15 protein-coding genes are annotated in these 16,890 nt (G+C 36.3%); 13 read left to right on the top strand and 2 right to left on the bottom strand.

The genetic code is table 11. The features are described 5' to 3' along the window. The first annotated feature begins 13 nt into the window (after positions 1-13). From ATHE_RS09085 to ATHE_RS09035, 11 genes are all read left to right on the top strand, one after another. Complete coding sequence (locus ATHE_RS09085) at positions 14-682, top strand: glycosyltransferase family 2 protein (RefSeq protein WP_015908198.1); 669 nt, start codon at positions 14-16, stop codon at positions 680-682. Further along, positions 679-4,887, top strand: coding sequence for a PolC-type DNA polymerase III (locus ATHE_RS09080; protein WP_015908197.1), 4,209 nt, complete (start codon positions 679-681; stop codon positions 4,885-4,887). The genes ATHE_RS09085 and ATHE_RS09080 overlap by 4 nt, the downstream gene beginning before the upstream one ends. A 30-nt stretch (positions 4,888-4,917) precedes the next feature. Further along, positions 4,918-5,553: a thiamine diphosphokinase gene (locus tag ATHE_RS09075; RefSeq protein ID WP_015908196.1), complete on the top strand. Its 636-nt coding sequence runs from the start codon at positions 4,918-4,920 to the stop codon at positions 5,551-5,553. A gap of 60 nt (positions 5,554-5,613) precedes the next feature. Then, positions 5,614-5,889 (top strand): GlsB/YeaQ/YmgE family stress response membrane protein, encoded by a 276-nt coding sequence (locus tag ATHE_RS09070; protein WP_015908195.1) that lies wholly within the window; start codon positions 5,614-5,616, stop codon positions 5,887-5,889. Between the two features lie 197 nt (positions 5,890-6,086). Then, positions 6,087-7,199 carry an ABC transporter ATP-binding protein gene (locus ATHE_RS09065; RefSeq protein WP_015908194.1) on the top strand — a complete coding sequence of 371 codons (1,113 nt, stop codon included), beginning with the start codon at positions 6,087-6,089 and terminating at the stop codon, positions 7,197-7,199. 135 nt (positions 7,200-7,334) lie between these two features. Further along, the gene (locus ATHE_RS09060) at positions 7,335-8,429 is read left to right on the top strand and encodes a PucR family transcriptional regulator (protein WP_015908193.1); all 1,095 of its coding nucleotides are present in this window, start codon (positions 7,335-7,337) and stop codon (positions 8,427-8,429) included. 23 nt (positions 8,430-8,452) lie between these two features. After that, the gene (gene ftsE / locus ATHE_RS09055) at positions 8,453-9,172 is read left to right on the top strand and encodes a cell division ATP-binding protein FtsE (RefSeq protein ID WP_015908192.1); all 720 of its coding nucleotides are present in this window, start codon (positions 8,453-8,455) and stop codon (positions 9,170-9,172) included. Next, on the top strand, positions 9,129-10,013 hold the full coding sequence (gene ftsX, locus ATHE_RS09050) for a permease-like cell division protein FtsX (RefSeq protein WP_015908191.1): 885 nt from the start codon (positions 9,129-9,131) through the stop codon (positions 10,011-10,013). Before ftsE ends, ftsX begins: the two co-directional genes overlap by 44 nt. Positions 10,014-10,057: 44 nt before the next feature. Beyond that, on the top strand, positions 10,058-11,197 hold the full coding sequence (locus ATHE_RS09045; RefSeq protein ID WP_015908190.1) for a murein hydrolase activator EnvC family protein: 1,140 nt from the start codon (positions 10,058-10,060) through the stop codon (positions 11,195-11,197). A 15-nt stretch (positions 11,198-11,212) separates the two neighbouring features. Continuing rightward, positions 11,213-12,406 carry a S41 family peptidase gene (locus tag ATHE_RS09040; RefSeq protein ID WP_015908189.1) on the top strand — a complete coding sequence of 398 codons (1,194 nt, stop codon included), beginning with the start codon at positions 11,213-11,215 and terminating at the stop codon, positions 12,404-12,406. 17 nt (positions 12,407-12,423) lie between these two features. After that, entirely contained in the window at positions 12,424-13,695 is a 1,272-nt protein-coding gene (locus ATHE_RS09035; RefSeq protein ID WP_015908188.1) for a PDZ domain-containing protein, read from the top strand. A gap of 43 nt (positions 13,696-13,738) precedes the next feature. On the opposite strand, the gene ATHE_RS09030 is transcribed toward ATHE_RS09035, so the two are convergent. Next, a complete protein-coding gene (locus ATHE_RS09030; RefSeq protein ID WP_013429923.1) occupies positions 13,739-14,011 on the bottom strand; it encodes a hypothetical protein in 273 nt (90 codons plus the stop codon). A gap of 158 nt (positions 14,012-14,169) precedes the next feature. On the opposite strand from ATHE_RS09030, the gene ATHE_RS09025 reads away from it, so the two are divergent. Continuing rightward, positions 14,170-15,078, top strand: coding sequence for a M23 family metallopeptidase (locus ATHE_RS09025; protein ID WP_041727398.1), 909 nt, complete (start codon positions 14,170-14,172; stop codon positions 15,076-15,078). 23 nt (positions 15,079-15,101) lie between these two features. Here the strand turns inward: ATHE_RS09025 and ATHE_RS09020 are convergent, their stop codons facing one another. Further along, positions 15,102-16,214: an MGDG synthase family glycosyltransferase gene (locus ATHE_RS09020; protein ID WP_015908186.1), complete on the bottom strand. Its 1,113-nt coding sequence runs from the start codon at positions 16,212-16,214 to the stop codon at positions 15,102-15,104. A gap of 116 nt (positions 16,215-16,330) precedes the next feature. On the opposite strand from ATHE_RS09020, the gene ATHE_RS09015 reads away from it, so the two are divergent. After that, entirely contained in the window at positions 16,331-16,888 is a 558-nt protein-coding gene (locus ATHE_RS09015) for a cell wall hydrolase (protein ID WP_013429926.1), read from the top strand. The last annotated feature ends 2 nt before the right edge of the window (positions 16,889-16,890 follow it).

Genomic DNA, 16,890 nt, shown 5'->3' with positions numbered 1-16,890 from the left:
ATGAGGTGAAAATATGTGTAAGAAGGTGGTTTGTCTTATTCCTGCTTACAACGAAGAAAAGAGAATAGGTGCTGTGCTTAGTGTTGTAAAAAAGTGTGAACTTGTAGATGAGATTTTTGTAATTGACGATGGTTCTGAAGATAAAACAGCTGAAGTAGCAGCAAAAAATGGTGTGAGTGTCTTAAGACTTGAAAAAAACAGGGGAAAGAGCTATGCTATTTTTTACGGTGTGGAGAATACAGAGGGAGATATAATATTGATGCTTGATGCAGACCTTGTAAATCTCAAGGTTGAAGATGTTGAAAATTTAATTAGACCTTTGCTTGAAGACCAGGCTGACATGACAATTGGAATTTTTTCTGACGGCAGGTTTTCCACCGACCTTGCCCAGAAGATTTCGCCTTTTTTGTCAGGCCAGAGAGGGATAAAAAGATGGGTTTTTGAAAAAATTTTAGAGTCGCGCGAGGATATAAAAGATTTGGGGTATGCAATAGAGATTATTTTAACTGAGTATGCCAAAAAGTTTAACTTAAGAGTATTGACAGTACCACTGCCAAAGGTTTCGCATGTGATGAAAGAAGAAAAACTGGGTTTTATAAAAGGTGCTCAGCACCGGATGAAGATGTATTCAGATATAATAAAAGGTTATGTCAATCTCAAAAAAAGTAGGGATGGGCAATGAGCGAGACTCTATTTTTGCCGGTAAAGCCTGTCAAGATTGAGTTTGATAAATCAAGTAAGGACCTTAAAGTTTATGTGGAAAGCCTTGATAGTCTTCAAGGTACAGACCTTATAGGCATTGAACAAAGGTTTAAGTCTCTTTTAGAAAGTTGCAGGGATGTTGAGATAAAACTTTTCAAAACCAGAAACCTGACGTTGGAAGAACTTTTGAAGAAATATAGATGGTTTTTATTTTATAAGATTTCAAAAAGATGTAACGGTCTTAGTCATTTTTTGAGAGAATGTGAGATTGTGCCAAGTTCAAACGGCTTAGATTTTCTGGTTCCAAATGGTATAAGAGATATCCTTTTTGAAAGAAAGGTAGATGTGCTTGTAAAGCAAATACTGTCTGAAGAGTTTGGAATAGTATGCGACGTGGATTTTAAGATTAAAGACTTTTTTATCCAGTTTGACACAGACCAGGAAGTAGAAAAATATCTAAGGCTTATCGAGGAAAAGAAAGAAGAAACTGAGAAAATTACAACTGAAAAGAGTGAGGTTGAGACAGACCCGACCATTATATTTGGCAAAAAGATAGATGAAAAGAAAGAGGTAATTCCTATTTCTCTTATCAAAGTTGGTACTGATTGTGTGATTGAAGGTGAAATTTTTAATCTTGAGATAAAAGAGACTAAAAACCAGAATGTGCTCATACACAAGCTTTACATCACAGACTATTTAAATTCAACCTTTGTAAAAATTGTTGCCAAGAAAGATAAAATTCCTACTTCAATTTCTGTTGGAGATTATGTTAAGGTTGAAGGCAGGGTAGAATTTGACGATTTTGAAAAAGCGGTTGTGGTGAATGCTAAAAACATAAACAAAAGTCAAAAACCTCAGCGACTTGATACAAGCAATAACAAGAGAGTAGAACTTCATGCTCATACTAAAATGTCTGCTATGGATGCTGTGTGCTCTGCAGAGGAGATTATAAAATTGGCAGCTTCAATGGGGCACCGAGCAGTTGCAATAACAGACCATGGAGTTGTTCAGGCGTTTCCGGAAGCACAGGAGGCTAGCAAAAGCTGTAATATCAAAGTTATCTATGGGATGGAATGCTATCTTATTGATGATGGCGTGCCAGTTGTTTACAATCCTAAGGAAGGACAAGGATTTGACTCTACCTTTGTGGTTGTTGACATTGAAACAACAGGGTTTGACAGTCAAAGAGATAGAATAATAGAAATTGGTGCTGTGAAAATAGAAAACGGTCAAATAACAGAAAGATTTTCTACATTTGTTGACCCCGAAGGCAAAATCCCTGTCAGAATATCAGAGCTAACAGGCATATACCAAGATATGGTTGATAAAGCCCCAAAGCTGAGTGATGCCATTTTGGAGTTTGAAAAGTTTGCAAGCGGCAGCGTTCTTGTTGCGCACAACGCTCAGTTTGACATTGGATTTTTGAAAAAGGCGTACCAGGAATGTGGAATTATATTCGACTATACATATATCGATACGCTGGAACTTTCAAGAAGGCTTTTGACAGATCTGTCTTCTCATAAGTTAAACAAAGTTGCAGAGTTTTTAAATATAGAGTTAAAACATCATCACAGAGCTGATTCTGACGCAGAAACAACAGCTGGTATCTTTATTTCTCTTGTGGAAAGATTAAAAGCAAGAGGATACAAATGGTTAAAAGAACTTAATTCAATTGAGTCAAACGCAAAAGCAGACCTCAAATCTCACAGCTATCATGCAACTATACTTGTAAAGAACCAGCAGGGGTTAAAAAATCTCTACAAACTGGTATCGTATTCTCATTTAGAATACTTCTATAAAAGGCCAAGGATACCCAAAAGTCTTTTGATACAATTAAAGGATGGACTTTTGATAGGAAGTGCGTGTGAGTCTGGTGAAATTTTCAGGGCCTTTTTGGAAGGAAAAAGTGAGGAAGAGATAGAAAAGATAGCAGCATTTTATGATTTCCTTGAGATAATGCCGGTTGAGAATAATTCTTTTTTGATTAGAGAAGGATATTTAAAAGATGAAGAAGATTTAAGAGAAATCAATAGGAAGATTTACAATCTTGGCAAAAAACTTGGCAAGCTTGTTGTTGCGACATCTGATGCGCACTATTGTCATCCACACCAAAGAATCTTGCGCCAGATTTTGAAACATAACCAAGGATACGATGATGTTGAAAATGACCCATTACTTTATTTCAGAACAACAGATGAGATGCTAAAAGAATTTGAATATCTTGGCAGTGATTCTTGTTATGAAGTTGTTGTAGAAAATACCAATAAGATTGCCGATATGATAGAAGATGTAAAACCAATACCCGATGAGACTTTTCCACCCAAGATTGAAGGCGCTGAGGAAGAAATATACAATATGACAATGAAGAAAGCTCACGAAATATATGGGGACCCTCTTCCGGAGATTGTAAGAGCACGGCTTGAAAAGGAACTGAATTCGATAATCAAGAATGGTTTTGCAGTAATGTATTTGATTGCTCAAAAGCTTGTGTTCAAATCTTTGTCAGACGGTTATCTTGTTGGTTCGCGAGGTTCTGTTGGTTCTTCTCTTGTTGCAACAATGTGTGGGATAACCGAGGTAAATCCGTTGCCCCCACATTATATTTGTCCAAACTGCAAGTATTCTGAATTTATAACAGATGGTTCTGTTGGATGTGGTTATGACTTGGAAGACAAAAACTGTCCACGCTGTGGGGAGAAACTTAAAAAAGATGGGCACGACATTCCGTTTGAAACGTTCTTGGGATTTGATGGGGATAAAGAGCCTGATATTGACCTTAACTTTTCTGGAGATTATCAACCAATAGCACACAAGTTTACAGAAGAACTTTTTGGACAAGGTTATGTTTTCAGAGCTGGTACAATCTCAACAGTTGCTGAAAAGACTGCGCACGGGTTTGTGACAAAATATGCTGAGGAAAAAGGTTTGAGTCTTCATCCTGCAGAGATTTTAAGACTTTCTCAGGGTTGCACAGGAGTAAAAAGAACAACAGGCCAGCATCCTGGTGGGCTTATGATTGTTCCAAGAGACAAAGAAATATTTGATTTCACACCTATTCAGCATCCAGCAGATAGCACTGACAAAAGTGTTATTACAACGCACTTTGATTATCATGCTATATCAGGAAGACTTTTAAAACTTGATATTCTTGGACACGATGACCCGACTGTTATAAGAATGCTCCAGGACTTAACAGGAGTTGACCCGCGCTCAATACCACTTGACGATAAGGCTACCATGTCAATTTTTACAAGCACAGAAGCTCTTGGAATTTCTCCTGAGGACATAGATTGTGAAGTAGGGACTTTCGGTATACCTGAGTTTGGGACAAGGTTTGTAAGACAGATGTTAATTGAGACAAAACCAAAGACGTTTGCTGAGCTTGTTCGTATTTCAGGTCTTTCGCACGGTACAAATGTGTGGACAAACAATGCTCAGGATTTAGTAAGAAATGGAATTGCAACGCTCAAAGAGGTAATTTCTACAAGAGACGATATTATGTTATATTTAATTCAAAAGGGTGTTCCACCAAAAGACAGTTTCAGAATCATGGAAGATGTTAGAAAAGGTAAAGGACTAAAACCGGAGGATGAGCAACTTCTAAGAGCTCACAATGTTCCAGACTGGTATATAGAGAGTTGTAAAAAGATAACCTACATGTTTCCAAAAGCACATGCTGCAGCTTATGTAATGATGGCGTTCAGGATTGCTTATTTCAAGGTACATTATAAGGAGGCATTCTATGCAACATATTTTACAGTCAGAGCAGACGATTTTGATTATGCAACAATCCTCAAGGGGAGAGATGCTATAAGGCAAAAGATAAGAGATTTGGAAAACAGGATAAGTAGTCTTTCTCAGAAAGACAAAAACCTTCTGACAGTGCTTGAGATTGCAAATGAGATGTTAGCACGGGGTTTAAAGTTTTACCCTGTTGATTTGAACGAGTCTGATGCTGAGAAGTTCATTATAAAAGATGGAGGGCTTTTAATACCCTTTAATGCTCTGCCAAATGTTGGGGTGGCAGCTGCAAAAAGCATTGTAGAGGCGCGCAAAGAAGGAAGATTTTTGTCTGTGGATGACCTTATAAGACGTGCAAAGCTAAACAAGCAGGTTATAGAGATTTTGACTCAGTATAAAGTGTTAAAAGACTTGCCACAGACAAGTCAGCTAAGCTTTTTCTAAAAATTTATTATCAGGAAAGGGAAAAAAGACATGAAGGGTGTTATAATCTCAAATGGCAAGGTTGCAGACAAGTCATTTTATGATGAACATATGAAAGATGCTGATTTTATAATTTGCTGTGACGGTGGAGCAAACGTAGCATACAAATATGGTTTTGTGCCAAACTTGATAATAGGCGATTTTGACTCTGTAGATAAAAAAGTTTTGGAATATTTTAAAACTAATGGTATACAAATAATAGAATTTCCTTGTGAAAAGGATAAAACAGATACACAGATTGCCATTGAGTATTTAGCTGAGAATGGGTTTGACGAGGTGGTAATGCTTTCTTGCACTGGCAAAAGACTTGACCATGTTCTTGCAAACATAAGTCTTTTGTATTATCTGCTTGAGCACGACATAAAGGGCGCAATAGTAGATGAAAATAACATAATCATGATGACAAGAAACAAAATAAAAATCCATGGGAAAAAAGGACACTTGCTTTCTTTACTTCCATACACACAAACTGTAAGTGGTATTTGTACCAAAGGTTTGTATTATCCTTTAGAAGATGGTATGATGGAGTTTGGAAATCCTTATGGTGTGTCAAATGTTATTATTGAAGATGAAGCAATTGTTGAGGTAAAAGATGGGGTATTGTTGGTAATATTATCAAGTGATTAAATTCGATAAAAGTAATCATACTAATGAGTAGATGCTCCATCAAAAAGGGGGTCAAAACTTATGCTCGGATTTATAATGACCCTGATTGTTGCGGCAATTGCAGGATATATAGGCGATGCGCTGACCAAGTATAAAATGCCAGGCGGATTTATTGGAGCTATGATTGCTGGACTTGTCGGGTCTTGGATTGGAGCATATATTCCGTTTTTCAGGAAACTTGGTCCTGTGATTGCTGGTATTCCTATTATTCCAACCATCCTCGGTGCGGCAATATTTATATTTGTGCTGGGACTTTTCAGAAAAGAGATTGATACGGCAACCAAACAACAGCAGTAGTAAAATTTGGCTGATAAGGAAAGGCTCCTTATCAGCCTTTGTTTTTGGTAAGATAGTTTAGACATGTTATCTAAAAGGTTTTTGAAAAGTTTGTTTAAAAAATCAATAGTTTTTAATCGCAAATAATTGTATAGTCTATATTAGAAGAAGATTTATTACAAGTTTATATACAATACTGTGTAGGAGGTAAAAGAAAAGTGGCAAGTGTAAGATTAAAAGGTGTTTACAAGAGATATCCTGGTGGTGTTACAGCTGTTTCTGACTTTAACTTAGATATTGAGGACAAGGAATTCATAGTTTTGGTTGGACCATCTGGTTGTGGTAAGACAACAACACTGAGAATGATAGCAGGCCTTGAAGAGGTAACAGAAGGCGAAATCTACATAGGGGACAAGCTGGTAAACGACGTCCCACCAAAGGATAGAGACATTGCAATGGTTTTCCAGAACTATGCTCTGTATCCTCACATGACAGTTTTTGAGAACATGGCATTTGGTCTCAAGCTCAGAAAGTTTCCAAAAGATGAGATAAAAAGACGTGTACATGAAGCAGCTAAGATTTTGGGAATTGAGCACCTGCTTGACAGAAAACCAAAGGCTCTGTCCGGTGGTCAGAGACAGAGAGTGGCTTTAGGTCGTGCTATTGTGAGAGAACCAAAGGTATTCCTCATGGATGAGCCTCTTTCAAACTTGGACGCAAAGCTCAGAGTCCAGATGAGAGCAGAGCTATCCAAACTTCACAAGAGACTTGGAACAACATTCATCTACGTTACACACGACCAAACAGAAGCTATGACAATGGGTACAAGAATTGTTGTTATGAAAGATGGATTTATCCAGCAGGTTGATACACCACAGGTTCTGTATGAGCAACCTGCAAATCTGTTTGTTGCAGGTTTCATTGGTTCGCCACAGATGAACTTCATTGAATCAAGGATTGAGCAAAAAGATAAAAACTTATATGTTGTATTTGGAAACAACGCAATAAAACTCCCAGAAGGAAAGGCAAAGAAAGTTGAAGAGCTCGGCTATGTTGGGAAGGAAGTTATAATGGGTATTAGACCAGAAGATTTGCACGATGAAGAGATATTCCTGCAGACAGCTCAGGATGCTGTTGTTGATGCAGATGTTGATGTTGTTGAGATGCTTGGTTCTGAAACACTTTTATATGTTGTTGTTGATGGTCTTAACCTCATTGCGAGAGTTGATCCAAGGTCAAAGGCAAAAAGTGGCGACAGAATTAAACTTGCATTTGACGTTAACAGAATTCACCTGTTTGATAAAGAAACAGAGAAGGCTATTGTTCACTAAGATTAAAATTAAGCCCTTGCCATGTGGGAAAGTGTGGCAGGGGCTTTTTGTTTTCAAAAACCTTTTACAACTTCAGAGAAAAAAAGTATAATAGAGTTATAAAATACTATTGAGAAAAGGGTGAGGTATTGCGTTATGATGACACAGAAGGTTATTGATGTTTTAGAGCAGGCAAAAGACATCATCGACGATGAATTTGGATATATTGAAGCTGATGGTAGAGTTATCTACAGCTCAAATCCACTTTCTCAAAACAGAATCAACACAGTTGCAATTGACATGATAAAAACAGACACTGACCTTGAGATATTTGAGGGTCGCACATACAAGGTTTACAGAAGCCAGACAGACACCTATGTTCTTTATATAAACAACACAGAACCTCATGCTGAAAAGCTTTTGGATATGTTAAACCTTGTTGTGATGAAGGCAAAAGAGCCGGCATCTGCGTATGATAAAAAGCTCTTTATAAAAAATCTGTTGTATGACAATATTCTGCCAGGGGAGATTTACACAAAGGCAAGAGAACTTCACATTGCAACAGGTGCAACAAGGGTTGTATTTGCTATCTATATTCCAAATGCAAAAGAGATTAAAGACCTGAATATCGGTGAGATTTTGACAAGCATATTCCCAAAGAGCACAAAAGATTTTATTATCCAGCTTGACAACAATATTCTGGTATTCATAAAAGAGTTAAAACCAGGTTCAAATGATGAGGATGCATACAAGGTTGCAAGGATTATACTTGACACGCTCAACTCAGAGCTTTTGCTCAAAGCGTATATTGGAATTGGATCTGTTGTTGATGACATAAAAGAACTTTCGATGTCTTATAAGGAGGCAGAAGCAGCGCTCAAAATAGGCTACATCTTTGAAAAGGACAAGTATATTGTGAGTTATCACAAGCTCGGCCTTGGAAGACTTATATATCAGATGCCGACAAAACTTTGTGAGATGTTCTTGGAAGAGGTCTTCAAGGATGTAAAACTTTCTGATTTTGACCCAGAACTCATACAGACTGTTGAGATGTTCTTTGAATGCAACTTGAATGTCTCAGAGACAGCAAGACAGCTTTATATTCACAGAAATACCTTGGTTTACAGACTTGACAAGATAGAAAGAATGATAGGGCTTGACCTTAGAAAGTTCGAAGATGCTATTATCTTCAAAATGGCTATGCTTGTAAATCAGTATTTAGAGTATACAAAGGGTAACATTACATTTTAAAAAACATTGCAGGTGAACAAAGAATGGTAAAGTTTATAAATGTGAGCAAAAGATATCCAAATGGGGTGCTTGCGCTCACAAATATCAATTTGACCATTGAAAAAGGTGAATTTGTATTTTTGGTTGGTTCAAGCGGGGCAGGAAAATCTACAATCGTAAAGCTTCTTTTGAAAGAGATTGACCCAACTGAAGGAGAGATTATTGTTGGTGAGTACAAGCTCACACAGCTTCCAAAAAGGGAGATACCATATTACAGAAGAAAGATTGGAATAGTATTTCAGGATTTTAGACTTCTTCCCAACAAAACTGTATATGAAAATGTGGAGTTTGCTATGCAAATAACAGGAGCACCTGCAAAAATCATCAGAAGACAGGTTCCTTATGTTCTGTCTTTGGTAGGGCTTGCGCACAAGGCAAAATGTTACCCGCACGAGCTTTCAGGCGGTGAGCAGCAGCGGGTTGCCTTGGCGCGAGCAATTGTAAACAAGCCCACCTTGCTTGTGGCTGATGAGCCAACAGGTAACTTAGATCCTGATACATCATGGGAGATAATGAGACTTTTAGAAGATATTAACAAGAGAGGAACAACTGTGCTTGTTGCAACACATGCTAAAGAGATTGTTGATAGCATGAGAAAAAGGGTTGTGGCGATTGACTGTGGCAGAATTGTAAAAGATCAGCATAGAGGAGTTTACAGCTATGAGTCTTCAGACAATCAAGTACTTTTGCAAAGATGGATTTAAAAACATTTTTTTAAATAAGACCATGGCTGCTGCTTCTATTTCTATAGTGGTGGCAGCCTTAACTGTGGTTGGGATATTTATTGCAATCGGGATTAATCTGGAGTATATCTCACAGCAGATAGAAAAGACGGTTGATATAAGGGTGATACTGCAAAAAGGTCAGGAAGAAAAAGTGGTTGTGATTGAGGAGTATTTGAGGAAAAATGCTTTGGTTCGAGAGTTTAATTACATAAGTCCACAGATGGCTCTTCAAGATTTGAAAAATAAGCTTGGTAAAAATGCGTTTTTGCTTGAAGGACTTGAAAAAGACAATCCTCTGCGGGGATACTTTGTAGTAAAGCCTGTAAAGATTGAATACACTAAAAAACTTGCTGAAGAATTAGAAACCTTAGATGGTGTTGCTCAGGTTTATTTTCCTTCTGAGACGGTTGAAAAGCTTAAAAGGATTTTGAAGATAATAAATCTTTTTTGCTTACTTTTAATTTTGGGTCTTTATATAGTTGCTATATTTATAATTGCCAATACTATCAAAATAACCCTCTTTGCAAGGCGAAGAGAAATCTCAATTATGAGATATATTGGTGCAACTAACAGGTTTATAAGCGGACCTTTTGTGGTTGAAGGATTTATTATAGGCATTTTAGGTTCGATTTTAGCATATGCCATTGTTCTGTTATTTTATCACTATGCAATAAGGTACCTTTCACAAACTATTACCTTTGTTGATTTTGTCAACATTTCTATTTACAAGTACAAAATATTAGGAGTGTTTATATTTACAGGAAGCATGGTAGGCATACTGGGAAGTTTAATTTCTCTAAGAAGGTACTTAAAAGCCTAAAAATCAAGCCTCTTTTGTCTTTTGTAAAAGAGGGGGTTTGCCTGTTGAAAAATAAACTAAAAATTTTCTCTATTTTGCTTGTATTTATTATTTTTTTTGAAACTGCTGTATCAAATACCTTAAAAGAGTATCAAAGCAAGCTAAGGTCTATTGAAAAGAGCAAGCAAAAGACACAGCAGAAGATAGTAGAAGTTAAAAAACAGCAAAAGCAGGTCTTATTACAAATAGATAATCTTGACAAAAAGATTGATAATGTAGAAGAAAAAATAAGAAATTTAAAAGCAAACATTGCATCTGTTGAAAACAAGATTTTGCAGACAGAGGCTGAACTTAATGAAGAAGAAAAAAGAAAAGAAATGTATTATGAAAAGTTTAAAGATAGAATAAGATGTATTTATGAGCTAAATACTGTCTCTGTATCGTATATTGAAATGCTACTTGACTCTCAAAACCTTTCAGATTTTTTTACAAGAATGTATCTTTTTAACGATATAATTGAATATGATAAGCAAATACTAAATGAGTACACAAAGAGCATTGAGACTATCAAAAATAAGAAAGAAGAACTTGTACTGCTAAAGGAAGACTTAAATAGAGAAAAGAGGGAGCTTGAAAACTACCAAGCTTCTCTTTTGGCGGAGCAAAATGAAAAGAAAAAACTTTTGTTGGAACTTGAAAAAGAGCAAGATAAATTGGAAAAGATGCTTGATGAACTTGAAGAGATTTCAAATGAGCTTTCCAAGAAAATAAAGGAGATTTTGGCAAGACAGAAGACAAAACGCATATATAAAGGTGGCAAACTCTTGTGGCCGCTTGAGGGGTATTATGGGATAACATCATATTTTGGTATGAGATTTCATCCAATTTTGAAGAAAAACAAAATGCACACAGGGATAGACATTGCAGCACCATATGGAGCAAGTGTTTTAGCAGCAGCAGACGGTGATGTGATTTTAGCCGGATGGGTGTCTGGTTATGGTAAGACTATCATTATAGATAATGGTAGTGGTATTTCAACTTTATATGCTCATCTTTCTTCAATCAACGTAGCTGTGGGTCAAAAAGTGAAAAGAGGCGAAAGTATTGGCAATGTTGGTGCAACTGGGTATGCTACCGGTCCGCACCTTCATTTTGAAGTTAGAATAAACGGCGATGTTACTGACCCGCTTAATTTCCTAAGATAAGGAGCTGAAAAGAGAATGAAAAAAAGACTTCAAACTTTTGCAATAGTTCTCATAACTGCAATTGTAACATATATTGCGACCACTTATGTCTATTTTGGAAGTCCTATATATACAAACAAATTAGTAACTAATCCTAAATTATCTAAGGTTATATGGCTTTTGAAAAAATACTACTATGAGCCTAAGGATATAAGTGACCAGAAAATTGTAGACGGTGCAATAGATGGGATTGCCGCAAGTGTTGGTGATCCGTACACTGAGTATTTTACTAAAAAAGAATATGAAGAGTTCATGATACAAAGTAAAGGTACGTATTTTGGGGTAGGAGTAACAATAGAGCCTGGCGAACATTATATCGAAGTTGTAACACCCTTTGAAGGTTCTCCGGCGTACAAGGCGGGGATAAAACCAGGGGATAAGATTATAAAAGTAAATGGAATAAGTTTGACATCAAAAGATATAGAAAAGGCTGTAAGTTTGATGAGAGGGCCAAAAGGAACAAGCGTGACAGTTACAATTTTGCGCGATGGCAGCTCAAAGCCTATTGACCTTAAGATTGTCAGAGACGAGATAAAAATAAAGACTGTATCTACTTCCATTTTTGAAAACAACATAGGTTATATCAAAATCACTAACTTTGATGAAAATACTCCTCAGGACTTTTACAATAGCTATGACAAACTCAAAAGCTCTGGCTGCCGTGGACTTGTCATTGACCTGAGATTTAACCCTGGTGGGCTTTTAGAGTCTGTTGTTGACATTGCAAGCAATTTTCTCAAGAAAGGACAGCTTATAGTGTATCTCAAGGACAGATACAATAACAAAGAGTATTTCAAATCATACAAAAATGGTGACACGGTAACACCGCTTGTGGTGCTTACCAATAAGTATTCAGCGTCAGCTTCAGAGATATTAGCTGGATGTTTAAAAGACCAAAAGAGGGCAAAAATTGTTGGTGAGAAGACTTTTGGCAAAGGCGTTGTTCAGCAGGTATTTGACCTGGGAGATGGGTCTGCAATAAAAATAACAGTAAGCCAGTATCTTTTGCCAAGTGGAGCATATATTCACAAAAGAGGAATAAAGCCAGATATTAAAGTAGTTCAACCCAAAGAGTATCAGGACAAAATGAATGTTCCAATGGATAAAGATTTGCAGCTGAAAAAAGCTATTGAGATATTAAAGAGTGAAATTTCAAAGAGCAAGTTTTGAAATTTGAGGTGCATATAATGTTAAAGTTTTTCTGGCAGATATTTGAACTGACAGGACTTAGTATATTTCAACTTCTTTTTAGCTGGAACTTCTGGGTGGTAGTAATCTTGATTTCTTTTTTGTACAGAAGAGAACAAGAATTTGAACAGGCTGTGATTGGACACAACCGAGTCAGCCTTCTATACAAGGTTGTAGAGTCTTCTATCGCGGGACTTGTAGGAGGTTATATAGTTAGTTTAATTACCTTATTTTTTGGCATAGTAGTGGATGTGGATAGTTTTATGTATCTTTGGTATATTGCTTTGATTCTTGCACTAATAAATCCAAGATATCTCTGTTTTTCATATGCTGCCGGAATTATTTCGGTGATATCTCTCATCTTCAAAAAACCAATTGTTGATATCTCAGGAATATTGGTAATTGTGGCAATACTTCATTTTGTTGAAAGTCTTCTAATTTTCTTGGATGGTTTTCGTGGGGCGATACCTGTTGTGATTGAGAGAAGAAAAAAAGAAGGCATTTTTTCAACCTCAGGTGCTTATCTTATGCAAAGGTTCTGGGCTATACCGATGGTAATAATTGCGTATAACTATCAGACTACCGCGCAGGTTGTCAAAATTGAGCTGTTTGAACCTTCCTGGTGGCCTCTTTTCAAGCCACAGAATCTTTTGCCAAATGCTATGCTTCTTATGACTCCTATTGTGGCTGCACTTGGATACGGAGATTTGGCGGTAGAAGATGAACCTGCTGTGATAAGCAAAAAAAGCGCTGGGATTTTAAGCATTTTCAGCGTTGTTTTGTTTGCTATGAGCGCACTTTCATACAAGGTCTATGCTTTTAAGTGGGTGGCAGCTTTGTTTGCCCCAATGGCTCATGAAGGGATTATACTGTATCAGCAGAAGAGACAAAAAGAAGGAGATTCAATATTTGAAGCAGAGGAAAATAAAATAAAGGTGTTGTATGTCGAAGAAAATAGTGTAGCAGCCAAGATGGGAATAAAACCGGGTGATGTTATTCTTTCAATAAATGGTATTCAAGTTCAAAAAGAAGAGGATATAGAAAGAATATTTTCTGATGCACAGATTTACCTATGGGTAAAAGCTATGGACAAAAGAGGAAAGATGAAAGAGCTATATTATCAGGACTATGAAAATGGAATAAGAAATCTTGGAATAATTGTTATTACTAAAAATGTGAGTGCTAATTATCAGCTTGAGTCTGATGGATATTTTATGTTTATAAAAAGTATAGCAAGAAGAGTAAAAAATTTTTTGTTCAACAGAAGCTGAACTCTGGTAAAATTAAAGGGCGAAGCTATTGAGTCTTTGCCCTTTAATTTTTTGTTTTTGAAAGAAAGTCCACCAAGATTGCTGCACCCAGTCCTTCAACGAATATGTAAACAGAATTTTGCAAAAATCCTTGGGCTAAGATTTTTAAGTCTATTTTGTCTGATACATAGTGCAGCGACAAAATATAAAACTTTATTCCAATTAGTGCCATCACAATAGAAATAAGGCTTATCACAAGCAAAATTTTTTTTGAATAGATAGAAATTTTTTGAATAAAACTTTTCCTGCTCTTTTCTTTTTCCCTTTCTCTTTCCACTTCTCTGCACCTTCTTTTTGTTCTTAAATCTTGTTTTGTAAGGTTATGATATCAAACTGCAGGGAAATATTCAAAGAAAATTTATGGATATCAATTTCTATATATGTATAAACAAAGCAATGGATGGCAAAAATACTTTTATAGAAGGAGGTGCGAAGGTGAACAAGAAAAACTGGAAAGAAAAACTTTTAGACTTTTTTGACACTAAAGGTTTTTATATTATCGTAGCTGTATGTCTGCTGGTAATAGGATTTTCAGTTTATACCATTGCCACCACAGACTTTACAAAATATGAAGTTGAAGAAAGTCAAGGTAGTAACCAATCTTTAGAAGGACAAACCAAACCTGCTGAAATACCAGTGCCACAAATTACCACAGAAGAGGTAACCAAACAGGATAATTTGAAAAAGAATGCCTCTAAATCTTCCACTATAAGCTCACAAGAGAAAAATGTAGCCCAAAATAGTGGTAAATTAAATGTCAATGAGCACTCTACGAAATCCAGCAGTAATTCAAAAAGTGGTAGTTTAAAAAATAAAAGATCTTCTGCTTTACACCAAAAGCACGAGAGCCAAAATCAAAGTGCAAACAAAAATATTCAGATTGGAACTGATACCGGCCAGGATGATGTTGAGGTTATAAACCCTGTTGACTTCAAGCCTATCTTTCCTACCATTGGGAAGGTAATAAGAGAGTTTTCTGACCAGTCGCTTGTATACTCAAAAACTCTTGATGAGTGGACAGAACACCCTGGAATTGACATAGAAGCTCAGGAAGGTAGCGCTGTAAAAGCTTGTTTTGATGGTACAGTTATTGATTTAGGAGAAGACCCTCTTTACGGGAAATATGTTGTAATAGACCATGGAGATGGATATATCTCAAAGTACTACAATCTCAAAGACTTAAAGGATATTCAAATAGGAGACATTGTAAGGCAGGGAGAGAAAATAGGAGAGGTTGGAACAAGTTCTAACATAGAGTATATGGATCCGCCGCATCTTCATTTTGAGATAATTTACAATGGAGAAAATCAAAATCCTCTGAAATTTTTACCCAAAACAAATTAAAAAATCGAAGGGGAATGGGTAGTTTACAGGACCATTCCCCTTATAAATTCTGCAATGTCGAGTGACGAGTTTGGCTTTCCCAAAAACGAACAGGCAAGTTTCATATGCTCTAAACGTTGGGGATTATTTAATATCTGACTAAATACTATATCAAAGTTTTCGGTATTTTTTACATATGCAGCTGCTCCATTGTTTATGAGATAAAAAGTGTTTCTTTCTTCTTGTCCAGGAATGGGCGATATCAATATCATGGGAAGTTTGCATGACAGTGCTTCTGCACAAGTCAGTCCCCCGGGTTTTGTGATGAGAATATCACTTATTGCCATGAGTTTGTCTATGAAATCAATAAACCCGTATACTATTATCTTTCTTCCAAAATCTTTTTGTTCCAAAGAATTTTTGAGGGCCTTGTTTTTCCCAGCTACCACAATTATTTGATAGTTTTCATCACAATTTGAACACACTTTTTCAACTATCTCTTCTATATTACCAAGTCCTAAGCTACCGCCCATAACAAGGATGGTAGGCTTATCTTCCAGGTTTAAATTTTTAATGACCTCTTTTTTGTCATATGTTTGAGCAAACGAAGGGTTAATAGGAATACCAAGTGGCACTACTTTATCTTTTTGAGCACCTTTTTTTATCGCTTCATACACAAGGTTTTGATGATGAACAATAATATAATCGGCAAAATGGTTTATCCAGTATGGATGAATAGTGAAATCAGTAACAATACTTATAATTGGCACATTTATATTACCTCTTTTTTTGAGCTGGGCAACCATGTCAACTGGTGATGGATGAGTACCAATTACTATATCCGGCTTGAAATCTGAGATAATATTATAAAGTTTATAAAATGCGAAGTAGAACTTTTCATACAAAGCTCTACTCCATCTGGTTGGAGGTTCTTTGTCAGTAGAGTCATATACAAGACCATAAATAAATGGCACTGACTTGATTGCTTTTAAATACGTTCCCACGGCAAGCTTGTCAAGTACAGGACTTATAATTTTTAGTGTATCTACAATTTCAACATTTGAGTCAGGATATTTTTGTAAAATGGCAGTTTTTAATGCATTTGAAGCAGCAAAATGTCCACCGCCTGCGTCAAGGCTTAGTATCAAAACCTTCATTTGTTTTTTCCTCCACCCTTGCAAGTCTTTAAGTTTATTTTACCGCTAATTTTGAATAATAAAAATGAGCTTACAAAAAATAATTTTAGAAAAATTTATATTTGGGGGTTTGAAGCATGAGTAAAATCTTAAAAAGATATTCATTTTTTCTCCTGCTTCTTTTTATAAGTTTTATCCTCAGCATTTATTCTGCAAAACTTATTTATGATATAAAAAGGTCAAGTTACGAAAAAATTGAGAAAAGACTTGAAAAGGCATTGGAAAGTACTGACAAAGAAGTTTTAAACCAATCTATTGAAACACAGAGTTCAACAAGCTACCAAAACAAAGATTTATATCTTTTGGCCAGAGTTATAAATGGTGAAGCAAGAGGAGAACCTTATATAGGTCAGGTTGCAATTGGTGCTGTAATTATAAACAGAACAAAACACCCTGGATTTCCAAAGACAATCAGCGGTGTAATCTATCAGCCGGGTGCCTTTACTTGTGTATCTGACGGGCAGATTAACGCAAAACTTGAACCGACAGCTTTGAAAGCCGCAAGAGATGCGTTAAATGGTTGGGACCCGACAAACGGTTGTATATATTACTACAATCCTGCAAAGACGACAAATAAATGGATTTGGAGCAGAAAAGTTATGCTTGTCATTGGCAAGCACAGATTTGCAAAATAAAA

The organism is Caldicellulosiruptor bescii DSM 6725, assembly GCF_000022325.1.
Classification (GTDB): domain Bacteria; phylum Bacillota; class Thermoanaerobacteria; order Caldicellulosiruptorales; family Caldicellulosiruptoraceae; genus Caldicellulosiruptor; species Caldicellulosiruptor bescii.
Note: the sequence above shows the minus strand (reverse complement) of the source record. Positions and strands in the feature narration are given on the sequence as shown.